Raw genomic sequence first — 19377 nt, 5'->3', positions numbered from 1 at the left:
TATTTTATAATTAAAATTTCACATTCAGGCCCAGCGAGACCGATTTCATTAGTGGATAAGCCAATTGAGTTCCGAGTTCAGGATCATATACGCCAACATGGTCCCAAAGAAATAAGTTCTCGCAACTTACATAGGCATTTACTCCTTTTAATAAAAATTTTTGGAGGTATTTTTTGGGAACTGTATAGCTCAAGGTTACATTTTTTAAACGCAGAAAAGCACCATTGCGCATCCAAAATGTGGAAGCGGGAAACAAACCTAAAGTTGAATAATAGGGGCTCGGGTAAGCCGCATTGGTATTGGTCGGGGTCCAGCTATCGTTCCAAACGGTTAAATTAGTTTGGTAAATAGCAGCTGACCTAGCTCCATTGTAGCCGTCTGCTAACATGACATCATATTTTGCGAAACCTGAGAAAATAGTCGAAAGTCCAAATCCTTTCCAGGATACATTTGCATTAAAACCATAGGATATTCTTGGCGAGCCATTTGTACTCAGTAAGGTCGCATCATCTCCATCAATTTTGCCATCCGGAGTATCTTTTCCAAGTGGCCCGCGTATGTCTTCATACATAATCATTCCGGGCGCTGGCTTGTATCCGAAAATGGTAAAAGCTGATCCTTTTTCTGCAATAATTTTATCGGCATCTGCCTGTGTTCTTATGATACCGGTTGCTTTATACCCAGTTATCCATCCATCAATCGGCTTTCCTATCTGGTTATAAAAATCACGCACAGTTGCTGCCTGATCTTTTTGTAGATACTTATTGGTTGAAAATGCCCAGTTGGCTCCAACTTGATAATGGAATTCTCCAATGGAATTTTCATGGCCTAAGGTAATTTCAATACCATGAGCAACAGCCTTTCCATAATTAACTGCAGGTAAAACAGCACCAACTGTAATAGGGGTAGAGGCAATTTTAGTATCCAATATGTCCACTGTTTTCTTTTGCCACCAATCCACTGTAAGGTTTACCAATCTATTTGGAAAGGAATAATCTAAGCCAAGATTGATATTGTAGTTCTTTTCCCAGGTAACATCTGGATTTGGATAGGTGCCTAGAGTAATTGAAGATGGAATGGAGGAGCCTAAAAGAGAGCCTGAGCTGGTATTAAAGTTATAGGTTTGTTGCCATAACCAATAAGCAATATTACCATTTGAGCCTGTTATTCCGTAAGAGGCTCTGAGTTTCAGACTTTCAGCATACGATTTAAGACCCTTAAAAAAATCTTCATTAGCTATATTCCAACCTGCAGAAACCGCTGGGAAATTACCCCATCGTTTATCTTCGGCAAACCTTAAATCACCATCTCTTCTAAATGTAAATCCCAATAGATATTTCTGGTCATAGTTGTAATCCAACCGGCCAAAATAAGATGCCTGGCCATAATAGTTTGAAGTTCCCGAATTTCCCCAGTTTTTATTGTCAGATGAGCCTCCATTAATTTCCTGATAATTTAAGTTGTCATAATTTTTTCTTGATGCACTAAGTGAATTGTTATTGCTTTCTGATGGCTCATATCCAGCTATTGCATTGAAACTGTGTTTTCCAAAACTCTTATCATAAGTAAGCATCAAATCCAATTGATAAGCAGAAGACTTCCCGTATCCACTGGTTAGGTACTGGTTTGAACCAAATGCTCCAGCAACAATATCATTAAATTGGGCAGGTCCACCTGGCCTGCTGGTATCCAGCTCTGAGGTTAAATAGTGCCCATGAGAGCCGCCGGGTTTAAAAAAATATTCTTTATAAGCAGCATTAAAATATTTATAAAAAGAATATTGATTATTATAGCCAATTTTTCCCTGGGCAGCCAAACCGCTTATTCCGGGGATTTTGTATTTAAGCTCAAAATTTCCGTTTAATGCCGTGCCTTGATCAATACGGTAATTTGTTTTCATCACCGCCGGGTCTACAAAACTAGTACCTGAGCCTGCTCTGGGCAGGCCATTAATCTGACCAGGTTGATACGGTAATGCATAATAAAGGTAATACCAGAAATAGCCCATGTTCTGATCCGTTCCATAAGGGAAATTTGGCCGTTTATTATTGGTGTTAGCCCCATCAATATTCAGTGAAAAGGTCATCCCCTTGGTTATTTCTCCATCTAGTTTGGCTAAAACAGTGTATTTGTCAAATGATTGCTGTAAACCGCCACCTTGTTTCAAATAACTTCCAGACACAAAATAGTGGATGTCTTTAGAGCCACCCCGAATAGATAAGTTATGATTGGTTCCCCATGGATTTTTCCATGCATCATCAAAAGGACTATATGAATTGGTTTTAAAATGCTCCAGCTCATCATCAGCGTACCAGTTGGCGTTACTAGAATTATACCCCTGGCCCGCATATATGGCATTTACTAAAGTGGCCTGTTCAAAGGCATTCATCAGCTTTGGCAATCGGGTAGGGGAGTTAAAGGTATAATTGGCATTATAGGATATTTCTTTATTGGCTTCCGTTCCAGATTTTGTGGTCACTAAGATCACCCCATTACCAGCCCTCATTCCATAAATAGCAGCAGAGGCTGCATCCTTTAAAATGCTTATATTATCAATGTCACTTGGATTTAGGTTGTCAAAAGTTGCTTTGTCGCGGGTAAATCCATCGATTACGAATAATGGATCAGTACCACCTTTCCAGGTTGCATAATTCCGGACTTGAATGGTGGAAGTTGAGCCTGGGTAACCGCCCTGTCCTGATGCGGAAACCGCCACACCTGCAGTTACCCCTTGTAATAAATTGGAAGGTGTTGCTGTTGGCCTGTTCTCAAAAGTTTTTGATTTAATAGTGGCTACTGCGCCTGTTAAATTCTCTTTCTTTTGTGTGCCATAACCCACCACAACAACCTCATTTAATTTACTTTGATCCTGTTCCAAACTAACTGTCATTTCACCATCAGACGAAACAGGCAGTTCTTTAGTTATAAAACCAATGAATGAAAAAATAAGGATGGCATCCTGATCTGGAACATCTATTCTAAATCTACCATCATTATCCGTTATTGCACCAGTCTTTCCATTTTTGACTTTTACCGTTACCCCTGGCAGAGGTAAGTTTTTGTTGTCGGTTACCCTACCTTTTATAGGAATTATAGCCACAGCTAATGTTGGAACTTTAGCCAGAGCAATCTTTTCTTTTACTTCTTCCGTAACAGCTTTTTCCTTGAGGTCTAGTATTATAGTTTTGCTTTTAATCTCAAAAGTAAAGGGCTGGTTCTTGAGTAATCTTTCTAAAGCCTCCGGAACCGTAGCATTTTTGATGTCTATTGTAACTAAATCGGCCTTTTTCAAAAGTGCTACATCGTAAAGGAAATTGTAACCAGACTGGTCATGGATTGCTCTGAGTACTTTTTCTAATGTTGCAGCCTTTTGATTCAACGTTATTCGCTGCGCAAGCGTAGTTGCGCTTACTTGCATCAGGCAGGCTGTCATTATAATTATGACTAATTTCATAATTAATAAAATTTTAGGAGGTATCCCCTTAAAGGGCATAACAAGGTTATAAGTATATTTTTGCATACTTTTGTTTTTGTTTGGGTTAATGCATAAATGATTGATACCGTTTTTTTCCCGGTTTACCGGGTAGGTTAACTCAGATATTTGGTCGGATCGTGTTTCCCGCACTTTCCGACTTTTTTTCTAGTCACCTTTCCTCTGTTAACTCTGATGTCGTAGCTTATTCTTCATCTGATTTGGTTTGTTGGTTTAATTAATTTGGTTGATTGGTTTGTGTGTTGGTATTATCGTTTATAAGGCATTATAACTACTCTTTTTCCTTCTAATTTATAGTTTATAGCCTTAGTGGCTTTTAGCAGCTCTAAAACCGGGCTAATGTTCTCGTACCTGGAAATCATCCCACCGATTTCCTTTTCAGCAACATCACCTTCAAATACGACTTCTACATTATACCATCGGGATACTTTCCGCATGATGCTTTTAATGTTTTCATTGTCAAATACAAAATAGCCGTTTTTCCATGCAATGCCTTCTTCTGTATTGACTTCTTTAATGCTAATCTTATCATCTGTAAGGGCCGATTGTTCTCCTGGTTTCAGTGTTTTTACCTTAGATGAGGAGGAGATTTGCACCGAACCTTCAAGAAGGGTAGTTTTAGTGGCTGGTTCGTCCGGATAGGCATTGATGTTAAAATGGGTTCCTAAAACTTTTACAGTTTGTTTATTGGTGGTTACCAGAAAGGGCTGTGCTTTATTTTTAGCAACCTCGAAATAGGCCTCCCCATTTAACTCTACTTTACGTTCTTTGTTCCCATTAAAAGAAACCGGATATTTCAAAGAAGAGGCTGCATTGAGCCAGACTAAAGATCCATCAGGCAAACGTATTCGATATTGTTCTCCTTTTGTTGTAGATAGAGTATTGTATTTTAGTTTGTCAGCAGTCTTGTTGTCCTTAATCTCATAAATGAGCTCTCCCTTCGCCGTCTTAGAAATATTTACACCCGATTGCTCTGCCAGTTTTCCATTGGCTGCAGCAGAAAGGATTACTTTCCTGCCGTCTGCTAAAGTTAAGGTAGCTGAATTTATACCTGGCGAAACATCATTTGTTTGAGCCAACTGTTGTGTATCAGATCTATGCTGCTTAAAATAAAAAAAGGAACCAAAGCCAAAGACAATCAAAATTGCAGCAATCTTACCATATTTTATCCATAAGGATACTTTTCTTTCAGGCGTCAGAAGTGGCGTTTCTTCGTCTTCATTGAGGTTTCTGAGATCGCGTTCAATGCGCTGGTATAGACTGTTTTCTTCTGATTTACTAAGTGCGCTTTGTTTGTCGCTGCACATCATTTGTTCAGCATCTTTGGAGAGAACAGCATCCCACTCGGCCTGGTACTTCCCATTTTTTAAATAAAATAACACTTCATTTAGCTCATCTGGAGTGCATTCTTCATTAAGGTATTTTATAAAGAGATGTATGATTCTTGTATCCACTATTTCGCTTTTTTGTAACCAATACAAATGGCAGCAGGTTTACATATACGTCAATAAAGAAGAAATGTTTGTTTTTTATTTAAGTGTCTTATTATCAGTTGAATATTTTTTTCCGCCGGAAATGTAATCCATCTAATATCTACTGTGGTTTGGAAGATAAACTGATTTTATGTATTTGAAAGTTAGTTTGTTATAATTTATTTTAACTTTTTGATGCCCTCTGTATATATGTAAACTCCTTCCCATTTGTATTAGTGACGTATAAGAGTGCCCTTAGACACCAAACCCAATTATGAAGGAATTAAAACTAATTTTCTTACTGTTGATTAACGTGGCTGCATTTGGACAAAATATGCGGCCCAACCAAGCTATATTCACTGCTCCGCCTACAAAAATACCTTCCAATTGTTCCACAGACGCGCCGTTGTTAGGCAATGGCGATCTGCTGGCCGCGATGGGAGGTTCGGCAGAACGGCTTCAATTCTATCTGGGCAAGGCAGATTTATGGGAGCTGAAGCCAAACGGTGGACCGTGTGCACTTGGCAGGTTAGACATCAACCTTGAGGGCATGCAAGGGGCCAGTTACCTGGTCACTCAAGATTTGAAGCAGGCCATCACTCATGGAGAGTTTCACAAGAATGGCCTGACACTCAAGGTAGAAACCGCAGTAGCCGCAACAGAAAATCTGATGTGGGTAAAATTGGAGACCACTGGTGGTGAGATCCATGGTGATGCGCGGCTGGCTGCAATTAGCACTACGGTGGTGGCCGATCCGCAATTAATTGAACGCCATTATGAGAAGGGGCGCAATGGTGTGTTACGCAGCACTGGTGCTGCATGTGCGCTGCGTGTGTTTGGTGGTGATGCTGCGGGCTTCACAATTGCACCAGGCAAACCAGTGGTTCTTGTAATCACGGCCTCTGGTCTGGCAAATATTGCAGACTATCAGGCAGATGCCGTGCATCGCACATTACAGACCAGCATGGCGAGCTTAAATTTGCTGAAGAAGGCCCACAATGCATGGTGGGCGCATTTCTGGAGTCGCTCGTTTGTCGAAATTCCCGACAAGGCTTTAGAGCAACGCTATTATCTGTCGCACTACTGCATGGCGAGTGTAAGCCGCCTTTCACATTTCCCACCCGGATTGTTTGGCTGGACGCTCTCCGAGCAAACGCCACAATGGGGTGGCGCATATTTCAACAACTATAACTTCTTCGCGCCCTTCTACGGCCTCTATGCGGCCAACCACATCGAACAGGCGATGCCATGCAACGATGCGGTTATTGACGCCATAGAACTCGGTCGAGACTGCGCCCGCAACGAGGGGAAGTATGAAACAATGTGCTCTAACAGTGAGTTACTCCAAATGAAGGACGGAGTGCTTTTCCCCGTTTCCATTCTCCCTTATGGAGTTGCCGGTGCGCCGACCACTTGGGGCCAGCGTTCGAATGCTTCGTACGCCTGTCTGCCATTGGCCTCTACCTGGTACGCTACATAGGATAGAGAATTCGCCAGGCGCGCCTATCCGTTTGTACGCGAAGTTGCAAAGTTTTGGGAGCATTTTCTCGTGTTAGAAAACGGTAGGTATGTGGACCGCAATGACGCCGCGCTTGAGAATTCTGGAAAGGATGTAAACCCCATTGTCTCGCTGGCTTTGATCCGGCAGGTGATGGATCTGGCGCTCGACCTCAGTAACGAACTCGGGGAGGACCGTGGCAGGCAGGCAAAATGGCGAGACATTCTTGCCCGGCTCGGCGACTATCCGCAGTGTAATCTCGGCGAGCTCCCGATAGGTTCTCAGACCGCGTTATCTATTCCCGAAAACCGTACGTTGCCGATTTTTCGCTATAGTGAGATCGGCTGTGCCTGGCAAAATGGCAATGCTGTAGGTATTCAACATTGTACCATCCAGGAAATGTTATTTCAGAGTTACGACGGCGTTTTGCGCCTATTTCCGAACTGGCCAAAAAATCAGGATGCCAGGTTCGGCACGCTGCGGGCACGTGGTGCCTTTCTAGTCTCTGCCCGGCAGAAGGGAGGCATTATTTCCGGTGTGAAAGTTTTCAGCGAAAAGGGCCGCGATTGCACTGTCGCCAATCCATGGCGCGGGCACAAGGTACGCGTTAGCCGCAAAGGCAAGATTACAGAAACCGTTAGTGGCGAATGCTTCATGCTAAAGACTTCGCCGCAGGAAACGCTTGTGCTTAATCCGCTCTAATTGCAGCCTTTCTTTGGAGAAAGGAAATACACAATACTGAAGCTGATCAATCAGATAAAGAATTAAATGATCATGTGGATTGGGAATTAAAGTAGATATTGGTACCGCGTTGTGGTATGTCACTCTCCAAATATTTTCTGTATTGAAGTGGGGTCAGCTTTTTGGCTTTAAGGAATTGTTTGTGAAAATTAGCTACGGTATTGTAGCCGCTTTCAAAACAGATATCCGTAACGTTTTTCTTTGTTTCTGTAAGCAGATGGCAAGCGTAGCCCACCCTAATTTCATTTAAAAAATCAATATAGGTTTTCTTTGTGCTTCGTTTAAAATAGTTACAGAAGGCGGGTACGCTCATACAGGCGATGGCTGCTGCTTGCGAAAGAGAAATTGGCTCTTTAAATGAATCTATAGTGAATTGGAAAACTTTATCTATTCGTTCCTTATCTTTCTGGTTTTCCTGCTGCATCCCATAGGCAGTTACTTGTTGGTAATCTCTTGCCGAAGTAATGATTTCAAGGCATTCTCCCAGAATAAGTATACGTCTGAAATTTTCAGCAAATTCAAGGTTTGTAATGAGAGGCTGTAATTGCTGTTTGGTATTGCCTGTTATTTTTAAACCATATCGTGATATTTCCAACACCTGTTTAATAAGTCTGCATTCGGGAGCATTGATAAAATCATTTCCCAAAAAATCTTCACGGAACTGCACCACGACTGCACTGGTTATAGATTCGGGTTCTCTTTTCTGAAATGTGTGTGGTATGTTGGAGCCTAAGAAATAAACATCACCTTTCTCAAATTCTCCTATATGATTGCCAATAAAACTCAGTCCTGAGCCTTGGGTAAACAAGATGAGTTCATACTCAATATGCTGGTGCCAGCCAACTTCAAAATATGGTGTCCGGAAGGTTTTGGCAATAAATGAATTATGATCACCAAGTGGTAATTTTTGGACGTGTGACTTCATAATTTTAAAATATTTGGTTCTGCAAATATATTATTGTTTGTGTTTGATTAATATAGTTTAGTTTTTTAATAATTTATAAGCATTTGTATCACATAGATGCTTATAAATTAGTAGAAATTTGACCCTTTGCCATATATGCCAGCTGTGCCCTATACGCGCCAGCCGATAAGCAGCCAGTGGGATATTGATGTTCATATAATAGAATTATTAAGAAAGCAGTATAACGCTAAAGAAATGTATTTATGAAGCAACCCGAAGTTACCTTAAATCAATCTTACATTGTGCTGGTCAGTATGATTTCAGCATTAGCCGGTTTATTATTTGGGTTTGATACCGCCATTATTTCAGGTACGATTTCCTATATACAGCCTTATTTTGAATTGAATGAGTTTTCGTTAGGCTGGGCGGTAAGTTCAATTTTACTGGGATGTGCCTTAGGGGCTTTCATAGCAGGCAAGCTGAGTGATGTGTGTGGCCGAAAAACCACCTTGATGTTTTGCGCATTTTTATTTGCGGCAACCGGTATCGGAACTGGACTTGCGGAGTCATTGCAGGTATTTGTTGGATTTAGGATATTGAGTGGTCTGGCAGTTGGTACAGCAGCAATGGTAGGTCCTATGTATATCGCAGAAACGGTTCCCGCTTCATTACGTGGTCGAATGGTTTCTTTGTATCAATTGGCCATTGTGAGTGGCATTTTAATGGCTTATCTGTCTAATTATTTATTGTCAGATATAGGAGAAAATAACTGGCGATGGATGTTTGCTTCGCAGGCCTTTCCCTCAGCTTTATTTTTTGTGTCCTTATTTTTTGTGCCAGAATCGCCGCGGTGGCTGGTACAAAAAGACCGTAGCCAGGAAGCTAAAAAAATTCTGGAAAAAGTAGGGGGTATTGAATACTGTCGTATAGAGGTCGCTGCGATTGAAGAAAGTTTTCAGCATGAAACCAAGGAAAAACTTTCAGCATTATGGCTCCCTTCATTTCGTTCAGTGTTGTGGATTGGAATCGTGATCGCTGTATTTCAACAAATAACTGGAATCAACGCTATTATATATTATGCGCCAGAAATTTTTAAATATACTGGCGTTAGTAATGAAAATGCATTGCTGCAAACCATTGGTATAGGAATAATGATGTTTTTGTTTACCCTGGTAGCGATTTGGTTAGTAGATAAAGCGGGCCGGAGAATGTTATTGCTGGCCGGTTGCGCGGTAATGGGCTTATCGCTCATTGGTGTTGCTGCTTGTTTTCATTTCAGTTATTTTGATCATTATCTGGTGCTGATTTTCCTGATGTTGTACATCGCGGGCTTTTCAGCCAGCCTTGGTGCAGTAACCTGGGTATTGCTTTCCGAAATTTTTCCGAACCGGATTAGAGCGCTTGCTTTGTCCTTAAGCACCTTAGTTTTATGGGTAGCAGATTTTGCAGCAAGTTTTTCCTTCCCTGTGTTAAATGAAAAACTGGGTGTAGCGGCAACGCTTATGATATTCGCTGGCCTGTGTGTGATCTATTTTTTCTATATCAAATGGAAAGTTCCAGAAACCAAGGGACAAACATTGGAAGCATTGGAAAAACTACTAACCAAATAGTCTGATTGTTTATTAATAATATTAAAGTTTATGAATAACCCAAATCAATTCATTGTCGATAAACTGGTAAGCCCTGACAATGTGAGGTTTTACCATGACTATGGTTACCTGATTGCTCCCGGACTTATTTCTGCTGAAGAAATCCTTGCCTTAAAGAAAGACACCACCAAGATTTTTTGTGGTAAATACGGAACGATAGAAGGTATGTTGCCGATATTGGAAAATGAAACTGATGATGATGTTTTAAAAAAATATGTAGCCATACATTTTCCGCATAAAATTTCACCTGTTATTAAAGATTTTCTTTCGCAAAAGAATATTGTAGAGGTATTAAGTAAAACCGTTAGCCCTAATGTAAAATGCATGCAAAGCATGTTGTTTGTAAAGGGGCCGGGAAAAGCCGGACAGGCATGGCATCAGGATGAGTATTACATTCCCACCAGGGATAAGTCGCTGGTAGGGGTGTGGATTGCTATTGATGATGCTTCCGTAGAAAATGGTTGTTTGTGGATTGTTCCAGGCAGCCATAAACCGGGGTATATTATGCCGCGTGTACCGGGCAGCAGTGAGGAATATGCGGATGTAGATACCATTGATGTGAGCAGTTACAGTAACGAAGAAATTATCTCAGTTCCAGTAAAAAGCGGCGGTGTTGTTTTTTTTAATGGTTACTTGCTGCACAGTTCGTTGCGTAATAAAACAACTCATAATTTCCGGACTGCATTGGTTAATCACTACATGAGTGCAGAAAGTATGTTGCCATGGGATCAGGATGGAAAGTTACCTGCTACTGAAGATTTGCGGGATATTGTACTTGTTGCAGGAAAAGATCCTTATGCATACAAATCTATTGTAGATTTAAATGAGCCTTATTTAAGGCCAGAAATATTAAAGATAAAAACAGACTTGTAAATCTGAAGAAATGTCTGCAAATCTAAATCGAATAAAAATGAGAACTCTTTTTCTGGGATTACTTGTGTTAACTAATTTCTGCACTATTGCCCAAACAAAATCATTAAGTAAAAATAAAAAGCCTGCAAACGAATACCACGTATCTGCCAATGGTAACGAGGCGGGTGACGGCTCGGTAACTAAACCATTTAAAACCATTACTGCAGCAGCTAACAAAGCCATGCCAGGGGATGTAATTACGGTTCATGCCGGTATTTACCGCGAGTCGGTTGTGCCACCCCGTGGTGGTAACTCAGATACAGAAAGGATTACTTATCAAGCAGCAAAAGGCGAGAAAGTAGAAATCAAGGGTTCTGAGATCATCAAAGGATGGGAAAAAACCGAAAATGATACCTGGGTGGTGAAAATTCCCAATAGTTTTTTTGGAAAATTTAATCCCTATACTGATTTAATTCGTGGCGATTGGTATTCGCCTCCTAAAGGCAGTACTTTTCATACCGGAGCGGTATACCTTAATGGCGATTGGTTGATGGAAGCATTAAAGAAAGAGGATATGTCGAAAGCTTTCAACGAAAAAAATCCATTATGGTGGTCGGAAGTAGATGCAACAACCACAACAATTTGGGCACAGTTTAAAAACGTAGACCCGAATAAGGAAGATGTTGAAATAAATGTGCGCCAAAAAGTTTTTTATCCAGAAAAACCATTTACAAATTATATAACTGTACGCGGGTTTACGATGCAACATGCAGCCACTAATTGGGCACCACCAACTGCCGAGCAAATGGGCTTAATTGGTACCAATTGGAGTAAAGGTTGGATTATCGAAAATAATATTGTTCAATATTCTAAATGTGTTGGTATCGCCTTAGGTAAGCATGGCGATGCCTTCGATAATAAAAATACAGAATCGGCCGAAGGCTATGTGGGTACCATTAACAGGGCTATGAACTTTGGATGGAACAAAGGAACCATTGGAGGGCATTTGGTGCGTAACAATACCATTGCCTATTGCGAACAAACGGGTATAGTGGGTAGTATGGGCTGTGCATTTAGTATTGTAGAAGGTAATACCATTCACGATATCCATGTTAGAGGATTATTTAATGGTGCTGAGATGGCGGGTATTAAATTTCATGGGGCAGTAGATGTGCAGATCCGTAACAATCATATTTATAAAGCTAATATGGGGGTTTGGCTCGATTGGATGGCTCAAGGTGTACAAGTGAAAAATAATTTGATGCACGAAAATGGCTTGGATATCTTTTTAGAAGTAGATCATGGTCCGATGTTGGTAAGCAATAATGTACTGCTTTCTAAAACAAGCTTACTTATGAACTCAAGCGGTGCAGCCTTTGTCCATAATATTTTTGGTGGTAAAATGGATGTTGTTTCTTACGATGCTCGTTTAACTCCGTATCACTTGCCTCATTCTACTTTTGTTAAGGCTTTGCATGATAACCCTGGTGGCGATATTCAGTTTGTTAATAATTTATTTGTGAATGGTGGAAATGCCAGTGAATATAAAAAGAGCATTTTACCTGTTGTTTTTGATGGAAATGTTTATACAAAAGGAGCAATAAGGGCAGTTTTAGGTAATAAACAAAGAAGCTTTGGTGAAATAAGTGCCGAAGCAAAAGAAAAGATTAAAAATGTAGCAGATAAAGAGGCGGTAGAAAAGAATTTTATTGCAGATGAAAATTTCGACGCAGAAACAAAGTTATCGGAAGAAGGCGGCAAGATGTTTTTAGAAATTACATTGGACAAAAATTGGCTAACTAAACAAAAAAGAACACTAGTAACTACTGGTTCTTTAACTAAAGCAATCATTCCTAATCTGCCTTTCGAAAATGTAGATGGTTCATTCCTTAAAATTGATAATGATTATTTTGGTAATAAACGTAATATAGTCAATCCTTCGCCCGGACCTTTCGAAATTAAACAAAGTGGTAAACAAAGAATAAAAGTGTTTTAAACCTGCATACCATGAACTTTAAAATCGCTATCTGGAAATTGCAAAAGATCCATTTATGGGGGCTATCCAATCTTTTTTGTTCAAAATATCGCAACGATAGATAATGAACAAGCAGTGCCTGTGTATTAGGTAATTTAGATTTATAGGTTCTAATAAAAAAGATTAATTTATAATAAATGAGGAATATTATTAAAGTGATGTCCGTGATAATCGTATTTATTGCTTGGGTATTTGCAATTTCCTGTGTTAATAATGGATCACATTCAAAAGATGATGTGAAATGGAAAGAGACAGTCAGCAAGAATATAGATACTACAGTTAAAGTTTATGGCCATTATGCTGCCGTAAAGCTGCCGATAGATAGCGGAGTGAGCTTATGGAATCCAACGGCAGTTACCTTAGGTCCAAAAGGAGTGATGTATGCGGCCAATTATACCGGGGAAATTTATTCCTTACATGATACTGACGGAGATGGACTGGAAGATTACGCTAAACTCTTTTGTAATGTAAAACAAGACAGCCTTAGGTATCCTACCAGTATCGTGTTTAAGGGAAATCAACTTTATGTTGGAACAACGCAGGAAATAAGGGTGTATGAAGATACAAATGGAGATGAAGTTGCGGATAAAAGTTACACCTTTTTTAAGGATTTCCCTCATACACTTCATTACTTTGATTGGACCTTTGGACTTACTTTTGGACCTGACGGAGATCTATTTGCTATATTGTGCACAGATGCCTTAAATGATCGTCCGGCTCCGGATCCTCATGGCCTGCGCGGTTCTATATTGAAAATTGCGCCTGATGGCAAGTCTTATGAAAGATTTGCTGCCGGATTGAGGTTTGCCTATGGCATGGCCTTCAATAAGCAAGGTGATTTGTTTTTTACAGACAATAGAGGTAATGAGAATAAATATGAAGAATTAAATTTTGCTCAAAAAGGACATTTTTACGGAAATAATCCATCTAAGTACCCTAATGAAAAGAAAACAACTGAGCCTTTATTGAAATTGAAATACGGCTTTGCACCCGTTGGAATTAGGTTTAATCCAAGTGACAATGCTTTTGGTAAGGCTCAGGATCTATTGATCTCCTTTTTTGGTCCAGATGGCCAGTGGGGTGACGGTTCAATATCGAGGGTACAATTAACAAAAGATGCCAAAGGTGGGTATCAGGCTCAGGAGTTTCCTGTTGCTGATAAAATTGCAAAACTTGCAGATTTGGCAATCGGAAAACAGGGAGATTTATATGTAGCTCAGTTTGGTAATGATGGTCCTATGCATCTTCCCTGGAAAACACCAATGGGGGCAATTTATAGAATGATTCAGGCGGATTGGGTTAAACCAGCTGACCCAAAGAAAAGCACCGCTCTTGTTGAAGGAAATATACACAATGGGCAAGCTATATTTAGCCAGAGAATGTGTGTTACTTGTCATTCGATAGATGGGAATGGAACCCTTCTAGGGCCTGATCTTGCGGGAATAGGGAAACTTTTAAGTAAGAGTGCACTATTGGAATCAATTAAGAATCCTGGTAAAAACATTAAAACAGGTTTTGATCAGATGGTAATTGAACTGAAAAATGGTACGACCGTCAATGGTAGGATGGTGACGACGAATAAGGATGAGATTTCAATAATCAGCTTCGGAAATAAAGAAAGTACCATAAAACAAAAGGATATAAAATCCAGTAAAATGATCACTGCATCTTTAATGCCTTCTGGTTTACTTGATGGGCTTACTGATGGCGAAGTCAATGATTTATTGGGGTATTTGGAAAGCTTGGAAGCAGCTAAGTAGTTTTCGGATATATCTATTAATTGAATTAAAATAAAAAAATGGCTATTAAAATTGGATGTTTTGCATTGGTAAATCCGTTTCAAACTTTAGATAAACAATTGGATCAAATTAAAGATTGGGGTTTTAAATATGCAGATATTACTGATAATGCAGACGGGGCTTGCCTTGGTTCACATTTCGGATTTAATGCAGTAGCAAGTTTAGATGCCAATGCGTTTGATTTAAATAGAATGTTTGAATCAAGAGGAATAACAATTACAAGTGTATGTGCACATGCTACGTTGTTGGATCCTGCAGCTCCATGGAGGTATGGAACTTCACAAATCGTAAAAGCAATAAGAATGGCGGCTTCCATTGGTGTTGAACATGTAATCACTACAGAGGGGGATGCACATACTGAGTTTGGCGAAAATCTTACAGATGCAGAAGCGATTTTCTCCATCAAAGAGAAATTGCACGAGGCCTTAGCTATGGCTAAAGATTATGGGGTTAAACTATTGCTGGAACCACATGGGAAATATACAGGTTCAGTGCAGCATATGGAACGGATCATTGATGCATGTAATTCTGATGCATTAGCAGTAAATCTGGATACCGGGAATTTATGGTTAGCGGGTGTTGAACCTATAGAAATGATCGCAAAATTAGGGGAAAAGATTGAACATGTACACTGGAAGGATTTGCCTGCCGAATATATTGAAAAACGTGGTAAGATGTTTGGTTGTGGAATGTCGCAAATTCCATTGGGAACAGGGGTTGTAGGTATTGAGAAAATATATGATGAGTTGGTTAAAATAGGCTTTGATGGATATAGTACCTTAGAGGTAGCAGGTGAACATGCGGTAAAAGAAAGTTATGACTTTTTGAATAAATTAGCATTAAAATAGAATTATTGCTATGAAGGGGCGGGATAAGGATTTTGATAAAATATATAAACCGGATCGATGTGATCCGCTCATCGAGGCTGCAAATACCGGTCAGCTTAATGTGAAGGGGCTAAGCCGGTACAATTATCCGGGACAGGAATTGCCTGATTCCGTTTTACCTGGAATATACAGTATAGGGTATTGGGATGCCAAAACTGATCAAAACTGGGGTTTGGACTGGCACAGAAATGAAGGTATTGAATTTACCTTTTTAGAATCAGGAAGTTTATACTTCTCTACTCAGAAAGAACAATTCAATCTTGATCCCGGAAGCTTTACTATCACCAGGCCATGGCAGCTGCATAGAGTAGGAGCGCCCAATGTTACCATTGGGAAATTGTATTGGTTAATTATCGATGTTGGTGTGAAACAACCTCACCAGTCCTGGGAATGGCCCAGCTGGATTATTCTGGCAAAAGAAGATTTAGATTATTTGACTAAAATTCTGCGACAAAATGATGTTCGCGTATGGAAAACGGATAAGAAATTAAATCAGTGTTTTATGGAGTTAGGCAAATGTTTGGATAATTCTATAAGTGAGATCCCGCAATCGAAGCTATGCATTTTAATCAATGACTTATTGCTGGAAATGTTGTGCCTCTTTAAAAAAGGCCACATGGAACTGGATGAATCACTGATTCAAAACTTAAAAACCGTAGAGGTTTTTTTGGAGTTTTTACGAAGTGATTTTGAAAAACTTTGGACATTGGAAGAGATGGCTGAACATTGTGGGCTTGGGAAAACCAGCTTATTAAAATACTGTAAACAGTTGACCAATATGTCCCCTGTTAATTATTTAGTTAATGTTAGATTGGATGCAGCTGTTAAACTATTGAGTCGTAAAGATTTGACAAATGTAACCAGTGTTTGTTATGAATGTGGCTTCTCCAGTTCCCAATATTTTGCGACTACTTTTAAAAAACGATATCACTGCACCCCAAGTGAATATAGAGAACGATTAATAAAAAAAACCGAATTGAGCTACGTACATTAATGAATAGAAGATGAGATTTAAATTGACAATTCTAAGTTTTCTAATGGCTGCAATAGCATTTGGCAGCACAAAAAAAAATAATGATAGATTGCAGTTGCTCATACTTACAGGAAGCAGCAACCATGATTGGGAAGCAACCACTTTGCAGTTGAAGAAAAATTATACTGAAAATAATCGATTTGAAGTTTTCGTTACTAAATCTCCCGATACTTTGAATTTCCAGGATTTTAAGAAATTTGATGTTGTCGTTAGTAATTGGAATGCATGGCCAGAAAATCATGACAAATGGACAATGTCTGCTAAAGCTGGATTAATGCGCTATATAGAGCAAGGCGGCGGTTTTGTTTTGATTCATTCGGCAAATGCAGTCTTTTATGATTGGGATGAATTTCATGAATTAATAGGAGCTACCTGGGGTGATCAAACTACCCATGGAAAAATAACTAAACATAAGATTATAATTAAAGATAAGCATCATCCCATTACCAAAGGTATGCATGACTTTTGGATTACTGACGAGCTATGGGTAAATGCAAAAGTCCAGCCGAAGTTGAATGTTTTAGCCGAAGCTTATTCTGATCCCAAGAATAAAGGAAGAGGTCTTATGGAACCGGTATTTTTATGGAATGAAAAAGGTAAAGGAAGATGTTTTAGCAGTATTCTTGGACACGATGTTACTGCGATGGAAAATAAAGAATGGAAAAGATTAGTATTAAGGGGAACGGAGTGGGCTGCAACGGGAAAAGTGACTATTTGCTGAATTTTAGCATTTGTAAGAACTACTATATTCCTTTACAATATGTTGATCATGAAGTTTCCTATTTAATCTAAAAATTTATCCAAATATTAAACTATCTTTTATGTCTGAAAGTGATAATCTTTATAAAGAGGCCACAGAATTGGTCGGAATTTCTAACATAATAAATAGCACTTGTTATATGTATGAACATTTGGACAAAGTGCCCTCTTGGATCATTATGGTAAGGCCTCCTACACACTCTAACAATAAATAGTTTTTAAAATGGAACGACGTAAATTTATTATGAATTCACTGTTAGCATCGGCTGGCTTAATGGCCCCATCAATGGGAAACAGTTTACTGGCGGCAACTGAAGATTCTCCTTTTTTATCGGTACGGCCGTTGATGGGGGGCAGGTTCGTAACCCTTTGCATTATGATCCGTACTACACCATGGGAAGTTTCAAGGGATGTTAAGTTGCTCCCAGATGACGAATCAGCTTTTCACACATTGGAAGTTGTCCGTAGTATACGCGAAGCCTTCGCGAAGAACAATCCTGATGGCCGCCTTACCTGGGGGTTTACCCTTAATGCGTTGGAAGATAAACGTGTTAATTATGTAGATATTAGAAAATATGTGGTTGAGTGTCAAGAGAGATATGGTGATGAAGTTACCTATTTCCCGGGCTATTTCCCAGGAATGTACCTTCCGAGGAAGCGGGTTAACCGAGAAATAACGGAAGCCTTACAGCTTATTACCAATTTTGTTGGTCATAAATATCGTCCAAAATGCATAATAGGAGGATTTATGTCAGCTGAAAGTCTACGCTATCTTGCTGAAGTAGAAAAAATACATGTCGCGCATGGAGTAATCTGGAGCCAACACGCAGTAGATGGTGGAGGGGCGGATGGTTCTCCTTCTTATCCTTATTACCCATCAAAGGAACACTATTGCAAACCAGCCCAAAGCAAAGCGGATTTTATTGATTGTGTCAACTTAGATGGCTGGAGTGTGGATTTTCTGTGTGCCAAGGTAAGTGGTGGTATCCCGGGCACTACACCTTTTAATGGAACTTCCAGCAGACGTGGGGTAGGCCCCATAGAAACCTATTGTGAATTTGGGCTGGAAATAGGTCATTACTCTGTTATGCATACCCAATCTCTCCATTTTGACCGTGGGTTTGAATTGAATGGTTTCGGCTGGATACCAAATATTTGGGAAGCCCAACTCGTTAAAGCTCCAGAACGAAAAGACTGGGGAGATAAATTCATCTTACAAGCTATGGAAAAATGGGTTGGCGACACAAAAAAAAGATGGCCAGATGTTCAGTTCATCACATTCGGGGAGTATGGTGAAATTTGGCGGAAGCAATACCGGAACAATGACAATTGGAATTATCGCTTTGAGGAGAAAGGGCTGGGCATCGGAAACTCGTATGGCAACGAAGAAATACGTTGGTTTATGAATAAAAGCTTCAGGCTGGCATTATTGCGAAACTGGCATAAAAATACACCGGAAAAGGTGATTGACTTTACACGATATGACCTTCCGGCTAGAGAACCTGCAGATCCAAGTCCTGACCATCCGATAAAAGATTGGAGTTTGATGAACCGGATAAATCAGAAGGGATTGCGCCCACAGGATGTTCCTGTATCCCTGAAAGAATTAAGTGCGGAAGATCAACAGCTTATCGCAAAATATTATCCCGAGTTGTTCTAGATTGAAAGCAAGTGAAGGAAATTGATTCATCTCCATATATTCAGGAGTGTGAATTCGATATGGTTTGTTATCTCATTCATTGATGACTAATTGAAAATTGGAGGCAAGGAGAGCTGTTGTTCATTTCCATAGTTTAGGAGAAATATCGATAATAGGCTAAACTTCATTGTCAGATTTTTTTATTCTTTTTAGGGGTTAGATCTTTTCAATTAGACGTATCTATATGAACCTCTCAATAACAGATCTAGAATCTAGCGCATTTACAACAAAATGCCAGAAAAGAATCGCAATTGAAGATGTAAGAAAAACTTTTAATGAAGCTTTTTTTTTACATCTTCAATACAGCAAATACAATCTTTTACATCATGTAAAAGGTTCCTCCTAAAGAAAAACAACACTTCACACAGCAACAATAAATGAAAAAAGATATTTTTATGGACTTTATAATCATAGGAATGGTTATAATTGGAGTAGGATTGGTTTTCTATTTACCCAACCCAAAGACTAAGATGTCTCTTTCAATTACATCTGCCAATCTACTGATTGTGTTACTGAAAGGCAGGGTTTCAAATCGTATTTTAAATCCTATAAGTGT

General features: G+C 39.6%; 12 protein-coding genes and 1 pseudogene. 10 read left to right on the top strand and 3 right to left on the bottom strand.

All coding sequences use genetic code 11. The features are described from left to right. Positions 1 to 10: 10 nt before the first annotated feature. Both R2S08_RS27475 and R2S08_RS27470 read right to left on the bottom strand, forming a co-directional pair. Entirely contained in the window at positions 11 to 3454 is a 3444-nt protein-coding gene (locus tag R2S08_RS27475) for a TonB-dependent receptor (protein WP_316838105.1), read from the bottom strand. Between the two features lie 287 nt (positions 3455 to 3741). After that, positions 3742 to 4947: a FecR family protein gene (locus R2S08_RS27470; RefSeq protein ID WP_316838104.1), complete on the bottom strand. Its 1206-nt coding sequence runs from the start codon at positions 4945 to 4947 to the stop codon at positions 3742 to 3744. Positions 4948 to 5239: 292 nt separating this feature from the next. On the opposite strand from R2S08_RS27470, the gene R2S08_RS27465 reads away from it, so the two are divergent. After that, positions 5240 to 6445: a hypothetical protein gene (locus R2S08_RS27465; RefSeq protein WP_316838103.1), complete on the top strand. Its 1206-nt coding sequence runs from the start codon at positions 5240 to 5242 to the stop codon at positions 6443 to 6445. Positions 6446 to 6457: 12 nt separating this feature from the next. Then, positions 6458 to 7165: pseudogene (locus tag R2S08_RS27460) on the top strand (hypothetical protein); the annotation flags it as partial. Between the two features lie 70 nt (positions 7166 to 7235). Here the strand turns inward: R2S08_RS27460 and R2S08_RS27455 are convergent. After that, positions 7236 to 8129 carry an AraC family transcriptional regulator gene (locus tag R2S08_RS27455; RefSeq protein ID WP_316838101.1) on the bottom strand — a complete coding sequence of 298 codons (894 nt, stop codon included), beginning with the start codon at positions 8127 to 8129 and terminating at the stop codon, positions 7236 to 7238. A gap of 242 nt (positions 8130 to 8371) precedes the next feature. On the opposite strand from R2S08_RS27455, the gene R2S08_RS27450 reads away from it, so the two are divergent. The 8 genes from R2S08_RS27450 (at position 8372) to R2S08_RS27415 (ending at position 18782) form a co-directional block, all read left to right on the top strand. Beyond that, positions 8372 to 9718, top strand: coding sequence for a sugar porter family MFS transporter (locus R2S08_RS27450; RefSeq protein WP_316838100.1), 1347 nt, complete (start codon positions 8372 to 8374; stop codon positions 9716 to 9718). A 30-nt stretch (positions 9719 to 9748) separates the two neighbouring features. Beyond that, a complete protein-coding gene (locus tag R2S08_RS27445) occupies positions 9749 to 10630 on the top strand; it encodes a phytanoyl-CoA dioxygenase family protein (protein WP_316838099.1) in 882 nt (293 codons plus the stop codon). A 37-nt stretch (positions 10631 to 10667) separates the two neighbouring features. Next, entirely contained in the window at positions 10668 to 12605 is a 1938-nt protein-coding gene (locus R2S08_RS27440) for a DUF1565 domain-containing protein (RefSeq protein WP_316838098.1), read from the top strand. A 176-nt stretch (positions 12606 to 12781) separates the two neighbouring features. Continuing rightward, on the top strand, positions 12782 to 14404 hold the full coding sequence (locus tag R2S08_RS27435) for a c-type cytochrome (RefSeq protein WP_133777965.1): 1623 nt from the start codon (positions 12782 to 12784) through the stop codon (positions 14402 to 14404). 38 nt (positions 14405 to 14442) lie between these two features. After that, entirely contained in the window at positions 14443 to 15291 is an 849-nt protein-coding gene (locus R2S08_RS27430; RefSeq protein WP_316838097.1) for a sugar phosphate isomerase/epimerase family protein, read from the top strand. A 10-nt stretch (positions 15292 to 15301) separates the two neighbouring features. Continuing rightward, positions 15302 to 16324 carry a helix-turn-helix transcriptional regulator gene (locus R2S08_RS27425; protein WP_316838096.1) on the top strand — a complete coding sequence of 341 codons (1023 nt, stop codon included), beginning with the start codon at positions 15302 to 15304 and terminating at the stop codon, positions 16322 to 16324. 43 nt (positions 16325 to 16367) lie between these two features. Then, positions 16368 to 17084: a ThuA domain-containing protein gene (locus tag R2S08_RS27420; protein WP_316838095.1), complete on the top strand. Its 717-nt coding sequence runs from the start codon at positions 16368 to 16370 to the stop codon at positions 17082 to 17084. A 282-nt stretch (positions 17085 to 17366) separates the two neighbouring features. Continuing rightward, positions 17367 to 18782 carry a DUF3863 domain-containing protein gene (locus R2S08_RS27415; RefSeq protein ID WP_316838094.1) on the top strand — a complete coding sequence of 472 codons (1416 nt, stop codon included), beginning with the start codon at positions 17367 to 17369 and terminating at the stop codon, positions 18780 to 18782. The last annotated feature ends 595 nt before the right edge of the window (positions 18783 to 19377 follow it).

This window comes from Pedobacter nutrimenti (assembly GCF_032678445.1).
GTDB classification, from domain to species: domain Bacteria; phylum Bacteroidota; class Bacteroidia; order Sphingobacteriales; family Sphingobacteriaceae; genus Pedobacter; species Pedobacter nutrimenti_A.
Note: the sequence above shows the minus strand (reverse complement) of the source record. Positions and strands in the feature narration are given on the sequence as shown.

What these genes read in the sequence shown, in the direction of transcription:
- R2S08_RS27475 (WP_316838105.1), bottom strand. Translation starts at nt 3,454, where the DNA reads ATGAAATTAGTCATAATTATAATGACAGCCTGCCTGATGCAAGTAAGC.
- R2S08_RS27465 (WP_316838103.1), top strand. Translation starts at nt 5,240, where the DNA reads ATGAAGGAATTAAAACTAATTTTCTTACTGTTGATTAACGTGGCTGCA.
- R2S08_RS27455 (WP_316838101.1), bottom strand. Translation starts at nt 8,129, where the DNA reads ATGAAGTCACACGTCCAAAAATTACCACTTGGTGATCATAATTCATTT.
- R2S08_RS27450 (WP_316838100.1), top strand. Translation starts at nt 8,372, where the DNA reads ATGAAGCAACCCGAAGTTACCTTAAATCAATCTTACATTGTGCTGGTC.
- R2S08_RS27445 (WP_316838099.1), top strand. Translation starts at nt 9,749, where the DNA reads ATGAATAACCCAAATCAATTCATTGTCGATAAACTGGTAAGCCCTGAC.
- R2S08_RS27440 (WP_316838098.1), top strand. Translation starts at nt 10,668, where the DNA reads ATGAGAACTCTTTTTCTGGGATTACTTGTGTTAACTAATTTCTGCACT.
- R2S08_RS27435 (WP_133777965.1), top strand. Translation starts at nt 12,782, where the DNA reads ATGAGGAATATTATTAAAGTGATGTCCGTGATAATCGTATTTATTGCT.
- R2S08_RS27430 (WP_316838097.1), top strand. Translation starts at nt 14,443, where the DNA reads ATGGCTATTAAAATTGGATGTTTTGCATTGGTAAATCCGTTTCAAACT.
- R2S08_RS27425 (WP_316838096.1), top strand. Translation starts at nt 15,302, where the DNA reads ATGAAGGGGCGGGATAAGGATTTTGATAAAATATATAAACCGGATCGA.
- R2S08_RS27420 (WP_316838095.1), top strand. Translation starts at nt 16,368, where the DNA reads ATGGCTGCAATAGCATTTGGCAGCACAAAAAAAAATAATGATAGATTG.
- R2S08_RS27415 (WP_316838094.1), top strand. Translation starts at nt 17,367, where the DNA reads ATGAATTCACTGTTAGCATCGGCTGGCTTAATGGCCCCATCAATGGGA.